19 protein-coding genes are annotated in these 24,378 nt (G+C 70.0%); 9 read left to right on the forward strand and 10 right to left on the reverse strand.

The features are described from left to right. The 5 genes from ACIRHA_RS10920 to ACIRHA_RS10940 form a co-directional block, all read right to left on the reverse strand. Positions 1–990, reverse strand: a complete 990-nt coding sequence (locus tag ACIRHA_RS10920) for a carbohydrate ABC transporter permease (protein ID WP_403842882.1) — start codon at positions 988–990, stop codon at positions 1–3. A 6-nt stretch (positions 991–996) separates the two neighbouring features. After that, positions 997–2,328, reverse strand: a complete 1,332-nt coding sequence (locus tag ACIRHA_RS10925) for an extracellular solute-binding protein (RefSeq protein ID WP_403842884.1) — start codon at positions 2,326–2,328, stop codon at positions 997–999. 127 nt (positions 2,329–2,455) lie between these two features. Beyond that, a complete protein-coding gene (locus ACIRHA_RS10930; RefSeq protein ID WP_403842887.1) occupies positions 2,456–3,454 on the reverse strand; it encodes a LacI family DNA-binding transcriptional regulator in 999 nt (332 codons plus the stop codon). 215 nt (positions 3,455–3,669) lie between these two features. Further along, complete coding sequence (locus ACIRHA_RS10935) at positions 3,670–6,807, reverse strand: sugar-binding domain-containing protein (protein ID WP_403842890.1); 3,138 nt, start codon at positions 6,805–6,807, stop codon at positions 3,670–3,672. A gap of 127 nt (positions 6,808–6,934) precedes the next feature. Then, a complete protein-coding gene (locus tag ACIRHA_RS10940) occupies positions 6,935–7,741 on the reverse strand; it encodes an SDR family NAD(P)-dependent oxidoreductase (RefSeq protein ID WP_403842892.1) in 807 nt (268 codons plus the stop codon). Positions 7,742–7,921: 180 nt separating this feature from the next. Between ACIRHA_RS10940 and ACIRHA_RS10945 the strand changes: the two genes are divergently transcribed. Then, positions 7,922–8,977, forward strand: a complete 1,056-nt coding sequence (locus ACIRHA_RS10945; RefSeq protein WP_403842895.1) for a biotin/lipoate A/B protein ligase family protein — start codon at positions 7,922–7,924, stop codon at positions 8,975–8,977. 22 nt (positions 8,978–8,999) lie between these two features. Here ACIRHA_RS10945 and ACIRHA_RS10950 read toward each other — a convergent pair whose 3' ends face one another. Both ACIRHA_RS10950 and ACIRHA_RS10955 read right to left on the reverse strand, forming a co-directional pair. Continuing rightward, entirely contained in the window at positions 9,000–9,422 is a 423-nt protein-coding gene (locus tag ACIRHA_RS10950; protein ID WP_403842898.1) for a PPOX class F420-dependent oxidoreductase, read from the reverse strand. A 406-nt stretch (positions 9,423–9,828) separates the two neighbouring features. Beyond that, positions 9,829–10,704, reverse strand: coding sequence for a LysR substrate-binding domain-containing protein (locus tag ACIRHA_RS10955; protein ID WP_403842900.1), 876 nt, complete (start codon positions 10,702–10,704; stop codon positions 9,829–9,831). 109 nt (positions 10,705–10,813) lie between these two features. Here ACIRHA_RS10955 and ACIRHA_RS10960 point away from each other — a divergent pair, with 109 nt between their 5' ends. Beyond that, on the forward strand, positions 10,814–11,992 hold the full coding sequence (locus ACIRHA_RS10960; protein ID WP_403842903.1) for a mandelate racemase/muconate lactonizing enzyme family protein: 1,179 nt from the start codon (positions 10,814–10,816) through the stop codon (positions 11,990–11,992). A 209-nt stretch (positions 11,993–12,201) separates the two neighbouring features. Next, entirely contained in the window at positions 12,202–13,137 is a 936-nt protein-coding gene (kdgD, locus tag ACIRHA_RS10965; RefSeq protein WP_403842906.1) for a 5-dehydro-4-deoxyglucarate dehydratase, read from the forward strand. A gap of 265 nt (positions 13,138–13,402) precedes the next feature. Here kdgD and ACIRHA_RS10970 read toward each other — a convergent pair whose 3' ends face one another. Both ACIRHA_RS10970 and ACIRHA_RS10975 read right to left on the reverse strand, forming a co-directional pair. Then, entirely contained in the window at positions 13,403–14,155 is a 753-nt protein-coding gene (locus ACIRHA_RS10970) for a FadR/GntR family transcriptional regulator (protein ID WP_403842909.1), read from the reverse strand. 82 nt (positions 14,156–14,237) lie between these two features. Continuing rightward, the gene (locus ACIRHA_RS10975; protein ID WP_403842912.1) at positions 14,238–15,005 is read right to left on the reverse strand and encodes an SDR family NAD(P)-dependent oxidoreductase; all 768 of its coding nucleotides are present in this window, start codon (positions 15,003–15,005) and stop codon (positions 14,238–14,240) included. 161 nt (positions 15,006–15,166) lie between these two features. On the opposite strand from ACIRHA_RS10975, the gene ACIRHA_RS10980 reads away from it, so the two are divergent. From ACIRHA_RS10980 to ACIRHA_RS11005, 6 genes are all read left to right on the forward strand, one after another. Then, positions 15,167–17,143, forward strand: coding sequence for a beta-galactosidase (locus ACIRHA_RS10980; protein WP_403842915.1), 1,977 nt, complete (start codon positions 15,167–15,169; stop codon positions 17,141–17,143). 107 nt (positions 17,144–17,250) lie between these two features. After that, positions 17,251–18,582 (forward strand): ABC transporter substrate-binding protein, encoded by a 1,332-nt coding sequence (locus ACIRHA_RS10985; protein WP_403842918.1) that lies wholly within the window; start codon positions 17,251–17,253, stop codon positions 18,580–18,582. Between the two features lie 119 nt (positions 18,583–18,701). After that, a complete protein-coding gene (locus ACIRHA_RS10990; protein ID WP_403844418.1) occupies positions 18,702–19,565 on the forward strand; it encodes a carbohydrate ABC transporter permease in 864 nt (287 codons plus the stop codon). Further along, a complete protein-coding gene (locus tag ACIRHA_RS10995) occupies positions 19,562–20,458 on the forward strand; it encodes a carbohydrate ABC transporter permease (RefSeq protein ID WP_403842921.1) in 897 nt (298 codons plus the stop codon). Before ACIRHA_RS10990 ends, ACIRHA_RS10995 begins: the two co-directional genes overlap by 4 nt. A 31-nt stretch (positions 20,459–20,489) precedes the next feature. Next, positions 20,490–21,638, forward strand: a complete 1,149-nt coding sequence (gene dgoD, locus ACIRHA_RS11000) for a galactonate dehydratase (protein ID WP_403842924.1) — start codon at positions 20,490–20,492, stop codon at positions 21,636–21,638. A gap of 114 nt (positions 21,639–21,752) precedes the next feature. Then, positions 21,753–23,210, forward strand: a complete 1,458-nt coding sequence (locus ACIRHA_RS11005) for an MFS transporter (protein WP_403842927.1) — start codon at positions 21,753–21,755, stop codon at positions 23,208–23,210. Between the two features lie 40 nt (positions 23,211–23,250). Here the strand turns inward: ACIRHA_RS11005 and ACIRHA_RS11010 are convergent, their stop codons facing one another. After that, entirely contained in the window at positions 23,251–24,345 is a 1,095-nt protein-coding gene (locus ACIRHA_RS11010) for an Lrp/AsnC family transcriptional regulator (RefSeq protein WP_403842930.1), read from the reverse strand. Positions 24,346–24,378 lie beyond the last annotated feature (33 nt).

Consider the following 24,378-nt stretch of genomic DNA (forward strand, 5'->3'; position numbering starts at 1 on the left):
TCATCGGGTGGCTCGCATGTTGGTGAGGGCTCCTTCGGTGTCCCGGCGCAGCACGTACCGCTGGTAGGCGATGGCGAAGACGAGGCTGATGAGGAACATCGCGATGCTGATCGCGCTGGCGTAGCCGATCTGGTAGCGCTTGAAGCCGAACTGGAACAGGGAGACGGCCATCGTCTCGGAGTGGTGGTCGGGGCCGCCCTGCGTGGTGACCCATACCAGGTCGAAGAGCTGGATGGCGCCGATGACGGACAGGAAGGCGCTGATGCGGATGGTCGGTCCGAGCAGCGGCAGCGTCACGCTGCGGAAGCGCTGCCAGGCGTTCGCCCCGTCGATCCGCGCGGCCTCGTGGAGCTCGGCGGGGATGCCCTGAAGTCCTGCCAGGTACAGCATCATGTGGAAGCCGAAGTACTTCCACATCATGACGAGGAAGACGGTGGGCAGCACCCAGTCCTGGTCGGCGAACCAGAGTCCGCCGAGACTGTCGAGGCCGATGGAGCCGAGCACCTTGTCGGCGAGCCCCTCGTCAGGGGCGAAGATCATGGAGAACAGGACGCCGGTGATGACCTCGGACAGGACGTACGGGGCGAAGAACAGCATCCGGTAGACGGCGCGGCCGCGCAGCTTCTGGTTGAGCAGGACGGCCATCGCGAGCGCGAACGGAAGCTGGAGCCCGACGGAGCCGAGGACCAGGAGCAGTCCGCGCCACAGGTCACCGAGGAAGACCGGGTCGTCGAGGAGGCGGGTGTAGTTGCCGGCGCCGGTGAAGTCGGATGGCGCCCCGAAGCCGCCCCAGTTGAAGAAGCTGACGTACAGCGCGTAGAGGATGGGCGTGAGCACGAGCAGGGCGAACAGGAGGAGGGCGGGCACCGTGAAGGAGAAGGCGGTGAGCCAGTCCCGCATCCGGCGCGCCAGCGGGCGCCGGTTCGGTGCCGGGGCGTCCTGCTCCTTGACGGGAGCGGGCCGCGCGTCGTTGATCTGAGTCGAAGTCATGGTGGCTTACTGGCTCTTGGCGACCTGGGTGATGGAACGGGCGGCCTGCTCGGGCGACTTGGCGCCCGCGATGAGGGCGGCGACCGAGTCGTTGATCTCCTGGCCGAGCGCGGGCGGGTAGGCCTGGTCGAGATAGAGCTGGAATCCGGTCGCCTTGTCCAGGGCGGCGGAGACGAGCTTGAGGTTGGGGTCGGTGAGGGAGCCGATGGCGTCCTTGAGGGCCGGCATCAGGTTGGCCTTCTTCACCAGGAGCTTGTCGGACGCGGGCGACATGAAGAACTTGAGGAAGTCGACGGCCGCCTTGGGCGCGCCCTTGCGCACGGCGTAGCCGCCGCCTCCGCCGAAGATGTCGTATCCGTCGCCCTTGCCGCCGGCGACCGTCGGGAACGTGAAGAAGCCGAGGTCCTTGCCGACCCCCTTGCCCGCGTCGGCCTGGGTCACCGGGGCCCACTGGCCCATCAGCTCCATCGCGGCCTTGCCGTTGCCCATGGTGGCGGCCTCGCCGTTGGGCGTGGAGTACGCGGCGCCGAGGAAGCCCTTCTGGAACGGCTTCAGGGCGACGAGTTCCTTGAGGCGCTCGCCCGCCTTGACGAAGTCGTCGCCGGTGAAGTCCTTGGCGTCGGCGGCCTTCTTCATGCCGTCGACACCGGCGATGCGCATCGCCAGGTAGGCCCAGTAGTACATGCCGGGCCACTTCTCCTTGCCCGCGAGGGCGATGGGTGTGATCCCGGCGCTCTTCAGCTTCTTGACGGCGTCGAGGTAGTCGCTCCAGGTGGCGGGCGGGCTCGTGACGCCGGCCTTCTTGAAGTGCGCCTTGTTGTACCAGAAGCCGACGCCGCCGATCTCCATGGGCATCGCGTACATCTTGCCGTCGAACTTGTACGGGTCGGGGGCCACGCCCACGAACGCGTCGGACAGCGGCTCGATGGCGTCGGTGAGGTCCTCGACGAGGCCCGCGTCGATCTGCTGCTGGAGGACCCCGCCGCCCCAGGTGTGGTAGATGTCCGGCAGCTTCCCCGAGCTGGTCAGCGCGGTCATCTTCGACTTGTAGGCGTCGTTCTCCAGTGTGACGAGCTTGATGTGCACATCGGGGTGCTCGGCCTCGAACGCCTTGGCCCGCTCGGGCCAGACGGTCTTCGACGGCTCCGTGGTCTGGATGTTCCACCACTCGACGACCGTGCGGCCCTTGCCGTCGGTGGCCCCGGATTCGGAGTCCGAACAGGCGGAGAGGCCGGCGGCCCCGAGGCCCACGGCGGAGGCGGTCCCCAGAAACCGCCGGCGGGACAGGGCCGCGGCGACGGCGGACGGGGACACAGCGGCTCGGTCGAACACTGGCATGGCGCACCTTCCGGAAGGAATCCGAAAACTATCGGTAGATGGCCTGGGAAGTTACGGGCATACAAGAGGGGCGTCAACGCCCTTTACAAAAAAGGTTGTTGACGCCCCTGTGGCGGCTGCGGCGGAGTTACACGTTCCGCGGCGCCGCCGTACTGGCCCTGACCACGAGTTCCGTCGCCAGGTCGACGCGCGGAGCCGCGGGTTCCACGGAACGGGCCAGGTCGAGCGCGGTACGCGCCGCCAACTTGCCCATGTCCGAGAGCGGTTGGCGCACCGTCGTGAGCGGCGGCGCCGACCAGCGCACTTCCGGAAGGTCGTCGAAACCGACGACGCTCAGATCCTCGGGCACCCGCAGGCCGCGCCGCCGCAGCGCCTCGATCGCGCCGAGCGCCATCTGGTCGCTGGACGCGAAGATCGCGGTGGGCGGTTCGTCGAGGTCGAGCAGCCGGTCGCAGCCGGCGAAACCGGACGCGTGGTAGAAGTCGCCGGACACGATCAGTTCGCTCTCGATGGGCACGCCCGCGACGTCCAGCGCGGCCCGGTACCCGTCGAGCCTGGCCCGTGAGCACAGCAGCCGCGGCGGCCCCTGGATGAAGCCGATCCGCCGGTGCCCGAGCGCGAGCAGATGCTCGGTGGCCGCCATCCCGCCCGCCCAGTTGGTGGCGCCGATGGTCGGCGCGTCCGTCACGGGCGAGCCCGCCGGGTCGATCACCACCAACGGCACACCCAGACGGTGCAGTTCGTCCCGCAGACCGGAGTCGAGCACCGACGTCACCAGGATCACGCCGTCCGAGGCGCGGGCCCGCACATTGGTCATCCACTCCCGCGCGGCGCCCGCCCGGTCGTGGATGGCGGAGACGACCGTCCCCACGCCCGACTTGTGCGCGACCTCCTCCACGCCCCGGATGATCTCCACGGCCCACGGACTGTCCAGGTCGTTGAAGACCAGGTCGAGCAGGGCCGCCCGGTCCCCGGGCGCGGGCGCCCGCCGCTGGTACCCGTGCCGGTGCAGCAGGTCCTCGACGCGGGCCCGGGTGCCGGGCGAGACGTCGGAGCGCCCGTTGACGACCCGCGAGACGGTCGGCACGGACACCCCCGCCTCCCGCGCGATCTCGGTGATCGTCACCTTGGCCGGCCCCTCAGGGCTCCGCTTGGCTGCCTTGCGCTGAGCGCCTTCCCCGGCCACGTTCCCCACCTCCGTCGACATGTCCGTCCGGATCCGGATCCGAAAATTCTCCGAACGTCTTCCGGAAACCGTAGAACATGCCGGCCGAAGTGTGCCGGTCAAGCCGCAGTTCTTTGCGGCCCGTTGATCATGTGCGGGCCGGTGACCGCCCGGGTTCAGGACTGCGCCACGTCCACGGCGCTGATCCCGATGCCGCCCTCGGCCTCCCCGGGTTTGCGGCTGCGCATTCGCAGGCGCAGCGACCGGCCGCGTACCGCGTCGAAGGTGAGGACGGTGGGCTCGCCGGAGCCGTCGGCCCAGTCGATGTCGACATCGTCGACGCCCTTGTACGTCTCACCGTCGCCGACGGCGACCTCGATCGCGGCGGGCAGGGAGTGGGTGGCGTCGACCGTGAAGGCGATCTCGACGCGGCCCACCTGCCGCTCCTCCGCCCAGGTCAGCGAGACCCAGTCCTCCGGGCGTGCGCCCTTGAAGGCGGGCAGCAGGGCGGTGGCGGCCTTGTCGAAGGCGTTGGACCACTGGGTGGCCGGGTCGCCGTCGAGCATCGCGGCGGGAAGTGTCTTCGTGGCACCCGAGTAACTGGCGTCGGCGTGCGGGTACTTGGTGGCTCCAGGGCCCGGGTCGGGGGTGAACGGGTCGGCCGAGGTTACAGGGGAACCGGCGGGACCGGTGACGCGGAGTGTCGCCCTTCCTGCGCGCAGGCCCTTCGCACGGGCCGTCACCGTGAGCGTGCCGGGCTCGGTGCCGGCGCGGACGATGGCGAGTGCGAGGCCGTGGAAGGTGGTGCGTGTGCTCGCCTGGTAGCGCTCGGCGGACTCCTGCTGCCCGTTGTCGAGACCCGCCAACCGGCCGCCGTCGACGTCGAATTCGATGAGCCGTGCCGCGTCCGGGACGACGACGCCCTTCGCGTCGACGACCTCGGCCGTGACGAAGGCGAGGGCGCGGCCGTCGGCGGCCACCGACTTCCGGTCCGCGCTCAGGCGTACCGCGTGCGGGGCGCCCGCCGTCCGCAGCACGTCCGTGGCGACCACCTTCCCGCCGCGCCGCGCGACGGCCTTCAACTCCCCCTTCGCGAAGGGCACCTTCCACGCCAAGTGGAGCTTGCCCGCGCTGCCGTTCGGCGAGGTGTAGCTGCCGGGGTAGGGGCCGGAGGTGACGGTCTTGTCGTCGTGGGTGGCTTCCGTGGTCTCCAGGTACGGGCGGCCGTCGACGGTCTTCTTCGCATCGAAGCGCCGCACACCCAACGACTTGCCGTTGAGGAGGAGTTCGACCTCGGCGACGTTCGCGTACGCCCACACCTCCACCTCGTCCCCGTCCTCGTGCGTCGTCCAGTCCATGGGCAGCAGATGCACCATCGGCTCGTCGGCCCACTGGCTGCGGAAGAGGTGGTACATGTCTTTCGGGAACCCGGCCGTGTCGACCGCGCCGAAGAACGAGGCCTTCACCGGGAACACGTCGTACGGGGTGGGTTCGCCGATGTAGTCGATGCCCGACCACAGGAACTCGCCGGCGAAGAAGCGCCGGTCGCGGTCCTTCTTCAGGCCGTACTCGCCGCTCATGGTCCAGGAGGCGAGGTTGTTGTCGTACGAGGATGTGGCGCGCTTGCCGGGGGTGTGATTCTCGCCCGTGTTGAGGTGCTGCGGCTCCTGGTACGTGCCGCGGCTCGATGTCTCGGATGAGGACTCGGACTCGAAGAGGAACAGGTGCGGATAGCGCTTGTGCAGCGCGTCGACGGAGGCCGCGGTGTTGTAGTTGAGGCCGAGGCCGTCGAGCCCCGCGACGATCTTGTCGGCGGGCGAGCCCACGGCGGGCAGCGAGCGGTACTTGTCGGAGCCGATGACGACCGGGCGGGTGCCGTCGAGTTCCTTGACGTCGGCGATGAGGCGCTCCGCCATGGCGATGCCCTCGGTGCGGGTGGAGTCGGGGATCTCGTTGCCGATGGACCACATGAGGACGGCCGGGGAGTTGCGGGCGGCGCGCACCATCTCGGCGATGTCGGCGTCGGAGTGCTCGTCGAAGAACCGCCCGTAGTCGTAGGTGTTCTTGCCGCTGCGCCAGCAGTCGAAGGCTTCGACGAGCATGATCAGGCCGAGGTCCTCGCAGGCCTCGATGACCTCGGGCGCGGGCGGGTTGTGCGAGGTGCGCAGCGCGTTGACGCCCATGGACTTCATGATGGTCAACTGGCGGCGCACGGCGTCCGGTTGCACGGCCGCGCCGAGCGCGCCGAGGTCGTGGTGCAGATCGACGCCCTTGATCTTCGTGTGCGTGCCGTTGAGCGAGAGGCCCTGGTCGGGGTCGAAGGTGGCGTGCCGCAGGCCGAAGCGGGTGCGGTAGGTGTCGACGGTGCGACCGTCGACGCGCAGGTCGGTGACGAGCGTGTAGCGGTTCTCCGGAGTCTCGATGGACCACAACTCCGGTTTCGTGAGCCGGAGTTGTACGTGATCCGTCTTGCCGTCCTTGTCGACCCCCGCGAGGGTCGACTCGGTGCGCGCCACGCGGCGGCCTTTCGCATCGCGGATCGTGGAGAGGACCGTCACGTCCCGCGCGGCGCCCGAGTCGTCGGCGACGCTCGTGCGCACGTCGACGGTGGCGTACCCCTTGTCGAGGGCGGCGGCCAGGTCGGGGGTCGTCACGAACGTGCCCCAGCGCCGCACGTGCACGGGCTCGGTGACGACGAGACGCGCCCGGCGGTAGATGCCACTGCCCGAGTACCAGCGGCTGCTGGGCAGTTGGTTGCGGACCTCGACGGCGAGGACGTTGGAGGTGGCTCCGTCGATGTGCAGCAGATCGGTGATGTCGTGGGCGAAACCGGTGTAGCCGTAGGGGTGGCTGCCGACGGACTTCCCGTTCACGTACACGTGGGAGTCCATGTAGACCCCGTCGAACTCGACGGAGATCCGCTTGCCCGCGTAGGCCTTCGGGACGGTGAACTTCTTGCGGTACCAGCCGAGTCCGCCGGGCAGGAAGCCGGTGCCGCTCGTCGTGTCGTGCTCGGTCGTGGGGGTCTGCTCGATGGACCAGTCGTGCGGGACGGCGACCAGCCGCCAGTTCCCGTCGTCGAATCCGGGCTGCTCGGCGTCGGCGTACGCACCGGTCGGTTCGGCGCCGCCGTCGCGGCTGACGAGCGCGAAGCGCCAGCCGTCGGACAGGTCGACGGTCCGGCGGCCGATGCTCCCGGCGCGGACGTCGGCGGCGTGGGCCGCTGTGGGCGCGGCGAGCGCCCCCACGGCGGAGGCGGCCGCGCTCGCGGCCAGGACGGTTCTACGGCTGACGGATCTACGGCTAGCAGACATGCGGAAATCCCCTCAAAGCCAACATGACTCGCCACAAGTAAACGTGAGTCAACAGATTCTTGTGGCTTCGCGTGGGGATTAGTCAATAGCCTTACGGAATAAGGAGGTTGGCGGCACGCCTGAAACCTCACGTGTCGCCGATCGTCGGATACGGAAACTTGACCCCCGTGCCGCCGTCCACGACGAGTGTCTGGCCAGTGACGTACGAGGAGAGCGGCGAGGCCAGGAAGAGGAGCGCGGCGGCGATGTCGGCGGGCTGGGCGACGCGGCCGAGCGGGGCGTTCGCCGCGTTGGCCGCACGCCCCTTCTCGCCGAGCAGGCCCGCGACGCGCGGCGTCCACACGACACCGGGCGCCACCGCGTTGACCCGCACCCCGCGCGGCCCGTACTCGACGGCGGCCGTGCGCACCAGGGACATCAGGCCCGCCTTGGCGGCTCCGTACGCGCCGTGCAGCGGGGCCGCCGTGAGCCCGGAGACCGACGCGACGAACACCAGCGGTCCACCGCCGGACGCCGCCACCGCCGCTCCCCCGTACTGAACGGCGAGCCAGGCGTGCCGCAGGACCAGGTCGAAGTGCCACTGCCACGCGTCGTCGTCGAGCGCGTCCAGGGCCTCGTAGCGGGCCATGCCGACGATGTCGACGACGCCGCCGACGGACCCCAACTCCCGTTGCGCGTACGCGAAAAGGTCCCCCACGTCCTGCCGCCGCGTCACGTCCGCGACGTACGGCACACCGCCGGTCTCCGCCGCGACGGCCTCCGCGCGCACCTCGTCGGCGTCGACACAGAGCACGCGCGCGCCGGCCGCGGTGAGGGCGTGGGCGGTCTGGCGCCCGATGCCGTTGCCCGCGCCGAGCAGGACGAAGACGCACCCTTCGACGCGGTGCAGGGCGGCGTAGTCGGGGACCGGAGTGTCGTCGAGGTCAAGGTCCATGGCCCGGCTCCTGCTGTGTGCGGTAGGCGGTGCGACGGGGACGCGGGGCGACGATGCGGGAGTTCTGACGAAGTGTCAATACTGACGGGGGTCACACGGCGCCCGCCCGTGCCCCGGAATGTCCGGACTCCGGTTAGCGTTGTCCGCGAGGACGGACAACCTGGTGGAAGGCGGCACACCGTGCACGGCGAGTACAAGATCCCCGGCGGCAAGCTCGTCGTCGTCGACGTGGACGTGGCGGACGGCGCGCTGCGCCAGGTCCGGGTGGCGGGGGACTTCTTCCTCGAACCGGACGACGCGCTCCTCGCGATCAACGCCGCGCTCGAAGGCGCCCCGGCCGACGCCGACACCGCGACCCTCGCCGCCCGGATCGACGCGGCGCTGCCGGCCGGCACGGTGATGCTCGGCCTCACCACGGAGGGCGTCGCCACGGCGGTGCGCCGCGCGCTCGCCCAGGCCACGGACTGGCGGGACTACGACTGGCAGCTCGTCCACGACGCGCCCCAGTCCCCCGTCCTGCACATGGCGCTCGACGAGGTGATGGTGGAGCAGGTCGCGCTCGGCCAGCGCCCGCCGACGCTGCGGGTGTGGGAGTGGGACCGCCCCGCCGTGATCATCGGCAGCTTCCAGTCGCTGGGCAACGAGGTCGACCCGGAGGGCGTCGAACGCCACGGGGTGACGGTGGTCCGCCGGATCTCGGGCGGCGGCGCGATGTTCGCGGAACCGAAGTCCACGATCACGTACTCCCTCGCGGTGCCGGAGTCCCTGGTCTCCGGCCTTTCCTTCCAGGACTCCTACGCCTACCTCGACGACTGGGTGCTCGGCGCCCTCGCCGACATGGGCATCAAGGCCTGGTACCAGCCGCTCAACGACATCGCTACGGACGTCGGCAAGGTCGCGGGCGCCGCGCAGAAGCGGGTCGCGGCCGGGCAGGGCGCGGTGCTGCACCACGTGACCATGTCGTACGACATCGACGCCGACAAGATGGTCGACGTGCTGCGCATCGGCAAGGAGAAGCTGTCCGACAAGGGCACGAAGAGCGCCAAGAAGCGCGTCGACCCGCTGCGCCGCCAGACCGGGCTGCCCCGCGAGGAGGTCATCTCCCGCATGATCGCCTCGTTCCGGAGCCGGTACGGCCTCACCGAGGGCAAGGTGACCGACGCGGAACTGTCCCGCGCCCAGGACCTCGTCCGCACCAAGTTCGGCACGGACGAGTGGACGGCACGAGTGCCGTAGGCCTCCGGCGGTTCGGGGTGCTTCAGACGGTGGCCTGGTCGCTGTCGCGGAACTCGCCCCAGCCGTGCCAGCGCTCGATCTCCATGACCGCCGTGAACCGGGCGCGGTCCCGCTCCGGGTAGGGGCCGCCCGCGTAGTGGGTCGAGATCCGGTCGATGTCGGCGAGGCCCTTGTCCTCGCGGATCTCGACGGCCCGGCCGATGAGGGTGATGTGGGTGTACCAGCTGTCCTTGTCGAGGACGGTGAGGGTGACTCGCGGGTCGCGGCGCAGGTGCCCGAGGCGGACCCGCCCCTCGTCCATGTTGAGCAGCACGCGACCGTCCTCCCAGAGGTACCAGGTCGCCGCGGACACGGGGGCGCCGTCCGAACGGAGCGTGGCGACGGTGGCCGGGTTCGCCCGCTCGAGCATGGCGACGGCTTCGGCGGACAGCGGGGGCTTGGACACGGTTCCTCCTGATACGTCGAGGTGTACGCGGTCGACCTTAGTGGTGCGCGGCACCGGGGTTCCTACTCTGCCGTGGCCGGCGCCAGTCGTCATCGTCACGCGGCACCGGGGCGCCGGGGCGCCGCCTTGCCCACCCTGCCGCCCAAGGCGGCAGATTGCCCAAGGCGGTGGCGGCCCCATCAAACCCCTACGGCGATTGAGCAGGCCTTCCAGCCCCACCGGCGACCCTTTCCAGCCCGGTCGGCGATCCCTTCCAGCCCGGTCGGCGATTCCTTCCAGCCTCGCCGGCGTTTGAGGCGCGGGGTCCGGGGCAGAGCCCCAAATCCAGCCCCGCCGGCGCTTGAGGCGCGGGGTCCGGGGCGGAGCCCCGTGACCGGGGGGGGCGGTCGACCGCAACGGGTCCGGTCTACAGCAACCGCAGAAGCGCGGCCAGCGCCGGATTGTCATTGGCCTTGCGCCACACCAGGTGCAACTCGACAGGCGTCGCGTCGGACAGTTCCAGCGGACGGAACGCGATCCCGGGGAACCGCATCTGCGCGGCCGACTCGGGGACGAACGCGATCCCCCACCCCGCATGCACCATGGCGAGCAAGCTGTGCACCTGACTGAGGTACTGCGTGAAGCGAGGCCGCACACGCGCCTCACGGAAGATGCTGACCAGCAGCTCGTGGAAGTACCGGGCCTCGATCGGCGAGTACATCAGCACGTCCTGGCCGTCGAACTCCCCCATCGGCAACGGCCCTTCCCCCTCCGCGAGCGGATGCCCGCTCGGCACCGCGGCGAGCAGCCCCTCGCGAGTGGTCGACCGGGTCTCCAGGTCGGCGCCCGTGCTGGACGGGCGGATCATGCCGAGGTCGAGCGACCCCTCGGTGAGCGCTTCGAGCTGGTCCCGCGTCACCTTCTCCCGCAGCACGATCTCCGTACCGGGCATGGAGGACCGGGCCACGTCGAGCAACGGCCCGAGCGCGGAGTACGCACTCGCCGCGGTGAACCCGACGGCGATCGCCCCCGCCTCACCCGTGGACACCTGCCGGGCGGCGAGCGTGGCCGCCTCGGCCTGCCGCAGAATCGTGCGCGCCTCATTCAGGAAGGCGCGGCCCGCCGGAGTGAGCCGGACGGTGCGGTTGGTGCGGTCGAGCAGCTGCACGTCCAGCTCGTGCTCAAGGAGCTGGATCTGCCGGCTGAGCGGGGGCTGTGTCATCCGCAGCCGCTCGGCGGCCCGCGTGAAGTGCAGTTCCTCGGCGACGGCCACGAAGCTCGACAGCTGCGCAAGCGTGAACAACGATGCCCTCCAGGTATTGGATCATCCAAAAACTATGTTTGACGTGGATTAATCGCCGACCTTAGCGTCAACAGGAACCAACGGCTCACACCCCCAGGGATTCGCAGTGGTGACCAGCACGTCCACAGTCAGTTCAGCCGCCTCCCGTCAGGGCGAGGCGACCCTCGACACCATCGCCTGGATCAAGCTCTCCTCCGTCACGCTGCCCCTCGCGACGCCGATCAGCGACGCCAAGGTGCTCACCGGTCGGCAGAAGCCGATGACCGAGGTCGCCTTCCTGTTCGCGGAGATCGAGACCACCGGGGGTCACTCCGGCATCGGTTTCGGCTACTCCAAGCGCGCCGGCGGCCCCGCCCAGTTCGCCCACGCGAAGGAGATCGCCGACAACCTGATCGGCGAGGACCCCAGCGACATCGGCCGCCTCTGGACGAAGCTGGTGTGGGCCGGCGCCTCCGTCGGCCGCAGCGGCGTCGCCACGCAGGCCATCGCCGCGCTCGACATCGCCCTGTGGGACCTCAAGGCCAAGCGCGCGAACCTGCCGCTCGCCAAGCTGCTCGGCGCCCACCGCGATTCGGTGCAGACCTACAACACCTCCGGCGGCTTCCTGCACACGCCGACCGAGCAGGTCCTCGAGAACGCCACCGCCTCCCTGGCCAGCGGCATCGGCGGCATCAAGATCAAGGTCGGCAACCCGGACCGCAAGGCCGACCTCGCCCGCCTGAAGGCCGTACGCGAACACATCGGCGACGACGTGCCGTTGATGGTCGACGCCAACCAGCAGTGGGACCGGCCGACCGCGCAGCGCATGGGCCGGGCCATGGAGGAGTTCAACCTCGTCTGGATCGAGGAGCCGCTCGACGCGTACGACGCGCAGGGCCACGCCGCGCTCGCCGCCTCCCTCGACACCCCCGTGGCCACCGGCGAGATGCTCGCCTCCGTCGCCGAGCACGTCGAACTCATCAAGGCGAACGCCTGCGACATCATCCAGCCCGACGCCCCGCGCATCGGCGGCATCACCCAGTTCCTCAAGCTGGCCACCCTCGCCGAGCACCACAACCTGCAGCTCGCCCCGCACTTCGCCATGGAGATCCACCTCCACCTCGCCGCCGCCTACCCGATCGAGCCGTGGGTGGAGCACTTCGACTGGCTGGAGCCGCTGTTCAACGAGCGCCTGGAGACCCGTGACGGCCGGATGCACGTCTCCTCCCGGCCGGGCCTCGGCATCACCCTGACCGAGCAGGCCCGCGCCTGGACGGTAGCGACGCACGAGGTGGGCGCGCGCCCGTAGGGTCCCACCCCTCCCAGCCCTCTGGCGCGGGCCCCGCTGACGGACAGCGCGGGGCCCGCGCCAGAGCCATGTCCGGACCACCGCGCCATACCCGCCGGGTATCACTGGATGCAAAAACAGTGTTGGACGCGCATGAGTGACGCCTCGTAATGTCACACTCACACCCACTCTTCACCACCCTCCACCACTCAGCAGGAGTAGCCCCCGCCATGTCGTCCTTCACTCCGTCAGAGCTCGGCGCCCGCATCGGCTCTGGTCTGCTCTCCTTCCCCGTCACCCACTTCAAGGCCGATGACCTCGCGTTCGACGAGACCGCCTACCGCGCCAACATCGAGCGCCTGTCGAAGTACGAGGTCGGCGGGCTGTTCGCGGCGGGCGGCACCGGCGAGTTCTTCTCGCTGACGGCCGCTGAGACGGAGCAGGTGGTGACCGCGGCCGTGCAGGCGGCGCCCGATGGCACCCCGATCCTCGCCCCCACGGGGTACGGGACGCGCACCGCCATCGAGTACGCGCAGGCAGCCGAACGCGCGGGCGCCGACGGCCTGTTGCTCTTCCCGCCGTACCTGACGGAGGCCTCGCAGGACGGTCTCGCCGAGCACGTCGAGGCGGTCTGCAAGGCCACGAACCTCGGTGTCATCGCCTACGGCCGGGCCAACGCCCAGTACAGCGCGGACACCCTGGCGCGCGTCGCCGAGTCCTGCCCGAACCTGATCGGCTACAAGGACGGCGTCGGCGACATCGACGCCATGACCCGCATCTACACGAAGCTCGGCGACCGGCTCACCTACATCGGCGGCCTGCCCACCGCCGAGATGTTCGCCCTGCCGTACCTCGAACTCGGTGTCACCACCTACTCGTCGGCGATCTTCAACTTCCTGCCGGAGTTCGCGCTCGACTTCTACGCGGCGATCCGCGGCCGCGACCACGCCACCGTCCTGGGGCACCTGCGCGACTTCGTCATCCCGTACACGGAGCTCCGCAACCGCAAGGCGGGTTACGCGGTCAGCATCGTCAAGGCGGGCATGACGGCGACGGGTCACCCGGCGGGCCCGGTCCGTCCGCCCCTCACGGACCTCACCGAAACCGAACTCGCGGAGCTGACAACCCTGCTCGACCCGGCCACCTCAACCCCCTCCGGCACTTGAGCAGACCTTCCGCCCTACGGCGATCGAGCAACCTTTCAAGCCCCTGCGGCGATTGCGTAGCCCCTTCAAGCCCCTGCGGCGTTTGAGCAGGCCTTCCAAGCCCCTACGGCGTTTGAGCAGGCCTTTTAAGCCCCTGCGGCGATTGAGCAGCGGGGTCCGGGGCAGAGCCCCGAGGCGTCGGCATCGGCACCGGTGTTGCGGCCTCGGGGCTCCGCCCCGGCCCCCGCGCCTCAATCGCCGACGGGGCTTGATGGGGCCCCGCTCGTCAGTCGCCGGCGGGGCTCGATGGGGGCCCGCTGGAGGTGATCCGGTCCAGATCCCGCGCCGCCTGCTCCAGCAACGTCCGCATCGCGACCTCCGCCGCATCCGCATCCCCCGCCCGCACCGCATCCAGCACCGCACGATGACTCGGCACCGGGTCCTTGGGATGGCGGCCCGAACCGTGGACCAGGCGGTCGCGGTGGGCGAGCCCCGCCGCGATCACCAGGTCCATACGCTCAAGCAGCTCATTGTGCGAGGCCCGCAGCAGCGCACCGTGGAAGGCCAGGTCCGCCTCGACCGCACGCGCCGCACCGCCCTCGACCTCCTCCCCCATCGCCGCCAGCGCAGCGTCCAGCGCATCCAGATCGTCCCGCGTACGGCGGCAAGCCGCGAGCCGCACCGCCGCCGGCTCGACGATGCCGCGCACCTCGTCCAGATCCCCGAGCAGCGGATTCCCCGCACCCGCCGCGACGCCCCCGTCCAGCGACTCGAACTGCCAGCGCAGCACATCCGCGTCGAGCAGATGCCAGTCCGCGCGGGGCCGTATGAAGGTGCCGCGCTTCTGCCGGGCGTCGACCATGCCCTTCGCGGCGAGCACCTTCAGCGACTCCCGCAACGCGGTGAGACTGACGCCCAGTTCGTCCTGGAGGGCGCCGAGGTCGAGGGTCGCCCCCTCCCCGATCCGCCCGCTCAGCACCCGGTGCGCGATGGTCTCCACGGTTTGCCCGTGCACTCCGCGGCGCGCGTACCCCGCCATGTCCTACCTGCTGTTCTCTCGACGTCTCGGCCCGCCAAGTATCTCCGGGTCCGCGGGAGTTCACCCCGTGTACGGCATGCGTTCACGCCGACGACTTCACCACGCTCCACCCACCGTCGACCACCAGGCTCGTCCCGGTCACGTACGAGGCCTCGGGCGACGCGAGGAACGCGATCGCGGCTGCCACCTCGTCGGGGCTGCCGAAGCGGCGGGCCGCGGTCCCGGCGACGCTTGCCGCCCGTTCCTCCTCCGGCACCCGGTCCCACACCCCGGTCAGAATCGGCCCCGGCAGGACCGTGTTGACCCGCACCGACGGGCCGTATTCCACGGCGAGTTGGCTGCTCAGCGAGAGCAGACCGCCCTTGGCCGCCGCGTACGCCGGATGGCCGGGGATGCCGTGCCGGGCGTGCACGGACGAGACCAGGACCACCGCCCCGTCCTGCTCGCGCAGGTCGTCCAGGCAGGTCCGTACGCCGAGGAACGCCGCCGTGAGCCCGATGGACAGCTGACGGTTCCAGGACTCGGGCGAGGTCTCGTGCGCGGGGGCGACCTCGATCTTCACGGCGTTGCTGACAAGGACACCGACCGGCCCGAAGGCGTGCGCGGCGGTCAACACCTCCTGCCAGGCCTCTTCGCGGGCGACGTCCGCGGGCACGAACGCGGCGCGGCCGCCGTCCCGCCCGATCCCCTCGGCGACCTCGGCCCCGTTTCGCTCGTCGACGTCGGCGAGTACGACAGCGGCGCCCTCCGCCGCGAGCCGGCGTGCGGTGGCGGCGCCGATCCCCGCGGCGGCGCCGGTCACGACGGCCGTACGTCCGGCAAAGCGGTCGGTGGCACGCGGGGCTGTCATGGACTGCCTCCTGGTTCCGGTGATACGAGAGCATGATCATCAACTGTTCGGCCGTACAGGGGGGTTGACCCCCTCATGCGCCGCTTCTATATTCCGGCACGTTAATTCCTAATTAATGGATTGAACAAGACCGAGCAGCCCAACGGATCGAGTGAGGTGCGATGCTCCACTTCGGCGCCGACTACAACCCCGAGCAGTGGCCCGAGGAGGTCTGGGCCGAGGACACCCGGCTGATGAAGGAGGCCGGGGTCACCATGGTCACGGCCGGGATCTTCTCCTGGGCCAAGGTCGAACCCCGGCCCGGCGCGTACGACTTCGGCTGGTTCGACCGCGTCATGGACAACCTCGCCGACACGGGGATCCGGGTCTGCCTGGCCACCATGACCGCATCGCCGCCGCCCTGGCTGTCGCACCTGCACCCGGAGGTACTCCCGGAGACCGAGGACGGCCGGCGCAAGTGGCCCGGCGGCCGCCAGCACTACTGCCCCTCAAGCCCGGTGTACCGGGAGCACGCCACCCGCCTCGTCGAGCGGCTCGCGACCCGCTACGCCGACCACCCGGCCCTCGACACCTGGCACATCGGCAACGAGTACGGCTGTCACACCCGCCAGTGCCACTGCGACGTCTCCGCCGCCGACTTCCGCCGCTGGCTGCGTGAGCGCTACGGAACCGTGGACGCGCTCAACGAGGCCTGGTCCACGGCCTTCTGGTCGCAGCGCTACGACGACTTCGACGAGGTCCTGCCGCCGCGCCTCGCCCCCACCTTCGCCAACCCGGCCCAGCAGCTGGACTATTGGCGCTTCAGCGACGACGCGCTGCGCCAGTGCTACCTCGCCGAGCAGGCGGTCCTGCGCCGTGTCACGCCCGACGTGCCGATCACCACGAACCTGATGCCGAACCACAAGCCGGTCGACGCCTTCGCCTGGTCAGAGCACATGGACGTGATGGCGCTCGACCACTACCAGGACCCGTACGAGCCGGACCCCCACCTCACCGCCGCGTACAACTTCGACCTGATGCGCTCGGCGCGCGGCGGGCAGCCCTGGCTGCTCCTGGAGCAGGCGCCCAGCGCGGTCAACTGGCGCCCGCGCAACAGCCCGAAGCAGCCGGGCCGGATGCGCCTGTGGAGCTGGCAGGCCGTCGCGCAGGGCGCCGACGCGGTCCTCTACTTCCAGTGGCGCCAGTCGCGCGGCGGCGCCGAGAAGTACCACTCGGCGATGGTTCCGCACGCCGGGACCGACACCCGCATCTTCCGCGAAGTCTCCGACCTCGGACGCGAGTTGGCCTCCGTCCCGGACATCGCGGGGACCCGCTCGACCGCCGACGCCGCACTCCTCACCGACTGGAACAGCTGGTGGGCCCTCGAACTGGACTCACACCCCTCCACGGCCCTGAACCAGACCGAGATCAACCTCGCACACCACCGGGCCCTGTTCGACGCGGGCGTACCGTGCGACATCGTCCCGCCGGACCGCGACCTCTCCTCGTACAAGCTCGTCGTCGTGCCGAACCTGTACCTGCTCAGCCAGGAGAGCGCCGAGCGGCTCACGGCCTACGTCGAGAGCGGCGGACACCTCGTCGTCTCCTTCTTCTCCGGCATCGTCGACGACTGCGACCGGGTCGAACTCGGCGGCTACCCGGCCCACTTGCGGCGCTTGCTCGGCATCCGCACGGAGGAGTTCTGGCCACTCTCCGAATCCCAACAACTCATCATCGGCGGCGAGTTGAACGGGACGGCCGATCTATGGTCGGAGGCCATCGACCTGGAGGGCGCAAACGCCGTCGCCGTCTTCGAGGACGGCGACCTCGCGGGCCGCCCCGCCGTCACCCGCCACACGTACGGCACCGGCACCGCCTGGTACCTCGGCACCCGCCTCGAACCGGCATCGCTGCGGGCCCTGTTGGACCGGGTGCGGACGGAGGCCGGGGTGACACCCGTACTGCCGGACCTGCCCGAGCAGGTGCAAGCCACGATGCGCGAGGGCGAGGGCGCCCGCTTCCTGTTCCTCCTCAACCACGGCGAGGCCGAGACGACGGTCCCCCTGCCGGCGCCCATGCGCAACCGCCTCGCGGCCGATTCGCCTCCCGCCACCCACATCACGCTCCCGCCCCGAGGTGTGGCGATCCTTCAGGCCTGAGCCCCGTGCATTCTCAGCCCCTGCGGCGATTGAGCAGCGGGGTCCGGGGCAGCGCCCCGCGACCGCAACGCCGTGCGGCCGCAACCGCACTCTGACAAGGAGGTCAGATGCCCCAACCACCCACCCGCCGAACGGTCCTCACGTGGGCCGCAGCAACAGCCGCCACCCCCGCGGTAGCGGCTTGCGGGGAATCCGCCGGCGCCGCCCGCACAACGAAGGACCACCCCCGCAAACCGGGCCAGAAGGTCACCCTCAGACTCTGGACCTGGGTGCCCCTGCAAAAAGCCGTCGCCCTGTGGAACAAACGCAACCCGGACATCCACGTCGTCGCCCAGATGGTCCCCGCCAACACCTCCGGCGGCTACCAGAAGATGCACGCCGCCGTGAAGGCCGGCAACCCGCCGGACCTCGCCCAGGTCGAGTACTACGCGCTGCCCGAGTTCATGCTCGAGGGCGGCCTGACGAATCTGAGCGAGTACGGGGCGGACAAGCTCAAGGACCACTACGTCGACTGGCAGTGGAAGCAGGGCGTCTTCGCGGGCGGCACGTACGCGATCCCGCAGGCCTCGGGCCCCATGGGCCTCTTCCACCGCAAGGACCTCTTCGAGAAGTGGGACATCGAGGCCCCCCGCACCTGGGACGAGTACCGCGCCGCCGCGAAGAAGGCCAAGAAGCACGGCTCGTACATCACGGCCTTTCCGCCCTCCAACGCCCAGTGGTTCGCCTCGTTCCCCTGGCAGCGCGGTGCCCACTGGGTGCGCACCGAGGGCGACGCCTGGATCGTCGACCTGACGTCCCCGGAGTCACTTGAGGTCGCCGACTACTGGGACGGACTGGTCCGCGACCGCTTCGTGCTCCAGACGCAGGACGCGCAGAGCGCCTTCTACAAGGCGTTGCAGACCGGACAGCTCGCGACGTGGCCGGGCGCGCAGTGGTACGACGCGCTGATCCGCGGCAACGCCCCGCGCACCAAGGGGAAATGGGCGGTGTCCGAACTGCCGCAGTGGGAGGCGGGCGGGCACGCCTCCTCGAACTGGGGCGGCTCCTCCACCGCGGTCCTCCAGGGCTCCCAGCACCCGGTCGAGGCGCTGAAGGTCGCGCACTGGCTGAACACGAACCCGGACAGCATGAAGCTGCTGATCGAGGCCGGGTACGGCTGGCCCGCCGCCAAGATCGACCTACCGAGGACTCCGCTCGGTAAACCCGACCCGTTCTTCGGCGGCCAGCGCTACAACGAGGTCTTCCAGGTCTCCGACCGCAACGTCGACACCTCCTGGCGGTACGCCCCGACCACCACGCAGTCCTTCACGCACATCCAGGACAACCTGGCGCTCGCCCTCGCGGGCAAGGGCACGTTCGTGGACGCGCTGAAGGACGCGCAGACCAAGTTCGTCGACGACCTCAAGGCCAAGGGGCTCAAGGCGAGGAGCGCACGATGACGACATCACCCGTGAAGTCCGCGCGGTCCGGAGCCGACGGCTCCGGGCACTCGGCCGCACCCCCGAAGGCCACAGGGCGTCGGCGCCCCCGCCGCGCGAGGCCCGACCGCAAGGCGTGGATGTTCCTCGGCCCGTTCCTCGCGGTCTATCTGTTCGCGATGATCATTCCGGTGTTCTACGCGATCTACCAGAGCCTGCTGAAGGTCGAGCGTTCGGGACCGCTCGGGCTCGGCTCCCCGAAGGTCGTCTTCGGCGGCCTCGACAACTACGCCATCGCGCTCCAGCAGGACGCCTTCCTGGAGGGCTTCGGCCGGGTACTGCTCTTCGGGATCGTGCAGGTCCCTGTGATGCTGCTGCTCTCGCTCGTCCTCGCGCTGCTGCTCGACCAGATCTCCGACCGCTGGGCCGGACTGATGCGGGCGACGTACTTCCTCCCGTACGGCATCCCCGGTGTCATCGCGACGATCCTGTGGGGCTTCCTGTACGTCCCCGGCATCAGCCCGATCACCGAGCTGCTCGGCGACCTGGGCTTCCAGCCGGACTTCCTCGGCCCCGACAACGTGCTGTGGTCCATCGCGAACATCGTGATCTGGGAGTTCGCCGGCTACAACATGCTGATCATCGTCGCCCAGCTGAAATCCATCCCCCAGGAGCTGTACGAGGCCGCGAAGATCGACGGGGCCGGCCCCTGGCAGATCGCGCTGCGCGTCAAGGTCCCGCTCGTCCGCCCGGCCCTCGTCCTCACCTGCGTGTTCTCCATCATCGGCACGATGCAGCTGTTCGCGGAGCCGCTGGTCCTGAAGAAGATCGCGCCGGCCGTCATCCCCGACTACACGCCGAACCTCAGCGCGTACTTCGACGCCTTCTCCAACGCCAACATCTATGTGGCCGCCGCCAAGTCCGTGATCCTCGCGGTGGTCGCGATGGTCCTGTCCTTCGGCTTCCTGAGCCTCGTCACCCGCAAGCAGAGGAGCGAGCGATGAGCGCCGTCGACGACATCAAGACGCCCGCCGCCACACCGGCCGGCCGGCCGCCACGGCGCCTCACACCGGGCCGGATCGTACTGGTCGCGGTCCTCACCCTCGCCGCGATCTACTTCCTCGTCCCCGTGTACTGGCTGATCGTCGCCACGACGAAGAACAACGACAGCCTCTACGGCTCGTTCGGCTTCTGGTTCGACAACCCGCAGCTGCTGCACAACCTGGGCAACGTCTTCTCCTACGACAGCCACATCTATGTCCAGTGGGCGCTGAACTCCGTGCTGTACGCGGGAGTCGGCGCGGTGCTCGCCACACTGTTCTCGGCGGCGGCCGGATTCGCTCTCGCCAAGTACCGCTTCCGGGGTCGCGAGGCGGTCTTCAAATTCGTCCTGGCGGGGGTCCTCCTCCCCTCGACGGCCCTCGCCCTCCCCCTGTACCTGCTCTTCAGCAAGCTGCACCTCACGGACACGTACTGGGCGGTCCTGATCCCCAGCATCGTCAGCCCCTTCGGGGTGTACCTCTGCCGGATCTACGCGGAGGCGTCCATCCCCGACTCCCTCCTGGAGGCGGCGCGGGTGGACGGCGCGGGCGAGGAACGGATCTTCGCGACGCTGGTGCTCCGCATCATGACGCCGGCCCTCGTCACGGTCTTCCTGTTCCAGTTCGTGCACATCTGGAACAACTATTTCCTGCCGTTGGTGATGCTCTCCGACGACCGGAAGTACCCGATCACGCTCGGCCTGGTCACCTGGCAGCAGGCCGCCGACCGGGTCCCGGAGCTGACGCAGTACACCATCGGCGGCGCCTTCGTCTCCGTCATCCCGCTGGCCGTCGCGATGCTCGTCCTCCAGCGCTTCTGGCGCACGGGCCTGACCGAGGGCAGCGTCAAGGAGTAGGACACCGCCACCCAGCAAGGGAGCAACTGGCTTGAAAATCACCCGAGTCGAGACCTTCGCCGTCCCGCCCCGCTGGCTGTTGTGCCGGATCGAGACGGACGACGGTCTCGTCGGCTGGGGCGAACCCGTGGTGGAGGGCCGCGCCGACACCGTCCGCGCGGCCGTCCATGAACTCGCCGACCAGTTCCTGCTCGGCGCGGACCCGCTGCGTGTCGAGGACCACTGGCAGCTGATGACCAAGGGCTCGTTCTACCGGGGCGGCCCCGTTCTCTCCAGCGCCGTCGCGGGCCTCGACCAGGCGCTGTGGGACATCGCGGGCCAGGCGTACGACGCGCCCGTGCACCAGCTCCTGGGCGGTCCGGTACGCGAGCGGGTGCGCGCCTACTGCTGGGTGGGCGGCGACGAACCGGCCGAGCTGCGCGACCAGATCGCCGAGCAGACAGCGGCGGGTTTCACGGCGGTGAAGATGAACGGCGCCGGCCGCGTCGACCGCCTCCCGACCCTCGCCGAGCTCGACGCCATGGCGACCCGCGCCTCGGTGGCCCGCGAAGTCCTGGGCCCCAAGGGCGACTTCGCGGTCGACTTCCACGGCCGTTTCACGGTGGCGGGCGCGGTCCGCGCGGCGGCGGCCATCGCACCGTACGGCCCGATGTTCGTCGAGGAGCCGGTCCTCCCCGAGTACACACACCGCATCGGCCGCGTGGTGGAGTCGACGACGACGCCGGTCGCGACGGGCGAGCGCCTCTACTCCCGCACCGAGGTGCTCCCGGCCCTTCAGGCGGGCGTGGCCGTCGTACAGCCGGACCTCTCGCACGCGGGCGGCATCTCGGAGTCGCGGCGCATCGCCTCCCTCGCCGAAACCTTCGACGCGCTGGTCGCCCCGCACTGCCCCCTCGGCCCCGTCGCCCTGGCGGCGAGCCTCCAACTCGCGTTCTGCACCCCGAACTTCCTCATCCAGGAACAGTCCATCGGCATCCACTACAACAGCGGCTCCGAACTCCTCGACTACGTGGCGGACCCCGAGGTCTTCCGCTTCCACGAGGGCCACTTCACCCGCCCCACCCTGCCGGGCCTCGGCGTCCGCATCGACGAGAAGTCGGTCCGCGCGGCAAACGACTCGGCGGCGAGCTGGCACAACCCGGTGTGGCGACATGAGGACGGCTCGTTCGCGGAGTGGTGAGGCCGGCGCCCCGCCGTGACCAGCATGCGGACAAGTGGACGATTGCCTTCCGGTGACTGCATACGATTCCGCGATACAGCACCTGCAGCACACCAGCACCCCCGGAAGGCCCCCGTGAGCACCACCACACCCCCGACCGCAGGGACGGGAGCCGTCGCGATCCGGTCCGCGGCCGACGTCTCCGACCTGGTCAACTCCGGCACGGCGCGCGGCAAGCACTCCCGGATGATCGTGATCATCGCGCTCGGCGGCATCTTCCTCGACGCGTACGACCTCAGCTCGCTCGCGTACGGGCTCCCCGACATCACGAAGCAGTTCGGTCTCAGCTCCACGATGGCCGGTGTCGTCACCGCCTCGATCAGCGTCGGCTCGCTGATCGGGGCGCTCGTCGGCGGCTGGCTCGTGGACCGAATAGGCCGCTACCGGGTCTTCATGGCCAACATGCTGTTCTTCGTCGTGACGGCGTTGGTGTGCGCGGTGGCGCAGGACGCGTGGACGCTGATCGGCGCCCGCTTCGTGATGGGCATCGGCGTCGGCATGGACATCCCGGTCGCCATCGCGTTCCTCGCCGAGTTCTCCCGGCTGCGCGGCAAGGGCAGCAAGGGCTCGCGCACGGCCGCCTGGTCGCCCGCCTGGTACGCGGCGACCAGCGGCTGCTACCTCGTGATCATGACGCTGTACTTCGTGCTGCCCGACGCCCACCTGGGCTGGCTGTGGCGCTTCACGGTCGGTTTCGGCGCGATCCCCGCGCTCATCGTCCTCCTCCTGCGCCGCCGCTACATGAACGAGTCCCCGACCTGGGCCGCCGACCAGGGCGACCTGGAGGGCGCCGCGGGCATCCTGCGGCAGTCGTACGGTGTCGAGGCGTACGTCCCCGATGACGTCGAGGGGAAGACGGAGCGCCCGCAGCGCCCCGGACTCGCCGCCTACGCCCGCCTGTTCAAGGGCCCGTACCGCACCCGCACCATCCAGTCGGTGGCGGTCGGGCTCGCGGAGACCTTCGGCTACAACGCGGTCGCGTTCGGCCTGCCGATCATCATCGCCACGCTCATGACGCAGGGCCCGCTGACCACGATCGCGTCGTCCTTCACCCTGAACCTCGTCTTCGCGCTGACCGGCGGGCTGCTTGGCATCCGCTGGGCGTCGACGAAGGGTGCCTGGCCGATGATGACGCTGGGCTTCGCGATCCAGCTCGTCGCGATCACGGTGCTCGCGCTCATCGGGCAGCCGTCGGGCACGGCTGTCGTCACGGCGGGCATCCTGATGCTGGGAGCCTTTATGTTCGCCCAGGGATTCGGTCCCGGCGCACACATCATGAGCTACGCCTCGCTGGGCTTCCCCACCTCGATGCGCGGTGTCTCCATCGGCTTCAACCAGGCGGTCCTTCGCCTCGGTTCGACGCTCACCCTGTTCTTCTTCCCGATCCTCAGCACCGGCCTCGGCACGGGGGTGTACTGGGTCATTCTCGGCGCGCCCGTCCTCGGCCTGATCGCGCTGCTCGTCAAGCGCTGGGAGCCGGTGGGCTTCGACGCGGACGCGGAGGAGCGGGAGCTCAGTCTCCGGTCGATCTGATCAGCCTCTGATCGATCTGATCAGTCTCCGGTCGATCTGATCAGTCTCCGGTCGACCTGAGGGGGACCGCGCCCACGCTGTGGCCGCGCCGGTCGAGGAGTCGGCCGGCGTGCTTCAGCGTGCGCAGCACCACCGCGCGCTCCGTGATGCGCAGGCCGACGTCGGCGAGGCGGCGGTTGAGGAGGGCCTCCGTGGTGTGCACCTCGGCGAGCGTGCGCAGCCAGATGTCCAGGATGAGGTTGTGGGTGCCCGCGGTGATGCTGCACATGCGCAGGCCCGGCAGGGTGCGCAGGGCCTGCACCGCGGGGTCCAGGTTCTCGGCGGGCACCGACCCGAAGTAGACGGCGGAGACGGGGAATTCCGTCAGCGGCCGGGCCAGCGTGCACCGCAGCGAGAGCCGCCCGCCCGCGGTCAGCACCCGCAGCCTGCGCCGGACCGTGGCGGTGCTCGCCCCGGTGGCGCGGGCCAGGCCGGACAACGGCATCCGCCCGTCCGTGCCCAGCGCGTGCGCGATCCGCCGGTCGATGGGACGTATCGGCTCGTCGGGGACGGGGCTCTCGGCGTCCGTGTTCCTGGCGTACTCGGGCCGCAGCACCGCGCGCTGGCCCGGCGTGAGGCTCCGCAGCCGCCACTGCGCCCCCTCGAAGGGCACCGCCGTGATGACATGGATCCGGGTGCCGCGCACACCGGGCAGCCGGGAGATCCGCTCCCCCGTGTACCGGGCGAGGTCGTCGAACGACGAGGCGCCCACGATGGCCAGCAGATCGCGCCCGCCGGAGGTCTGTTTGAGGCTGAGCATCCGGGAGTCCGCGGCGAGCGAGGTCAGCACGGACTCCGGCAGATGCCCACCGGTGTCGATCTCGACCTGCGCGTACACCGACCCCTCGTCGCGGTCGAGCGCGAGATACCCGTCGACCCAGGCGGCCCCGCTGCGCGCGAGCCGCTCCCAGCGCCGGGCCGCGGTGACGGGGTCGATGTCGAGGGCCTCACCGATGAGCGTCCACGGGGCGCGGGTGTTGACCTGAAGCGCGTGCACGAGCGCGAGATCGAGCTCGTCGACGCGCGTGCGGTCGGCGACGGGCTCCGCCGGAGCCGGTTCCGACGGTTCCGACGGTTCTGAATGCTGCGTTCTCACGGTGGCCGAAATCCTGCACAGATAGGTGGACCA

It is taken from the genome of Streptomyces sp. NPDC102360 (assembly GCF_044766085.1).
Lineage (GTDB): Bacteria > Actinomycetota > Actinomycetes > Streptomycetales > Streptomycetaceae > Streptomyces.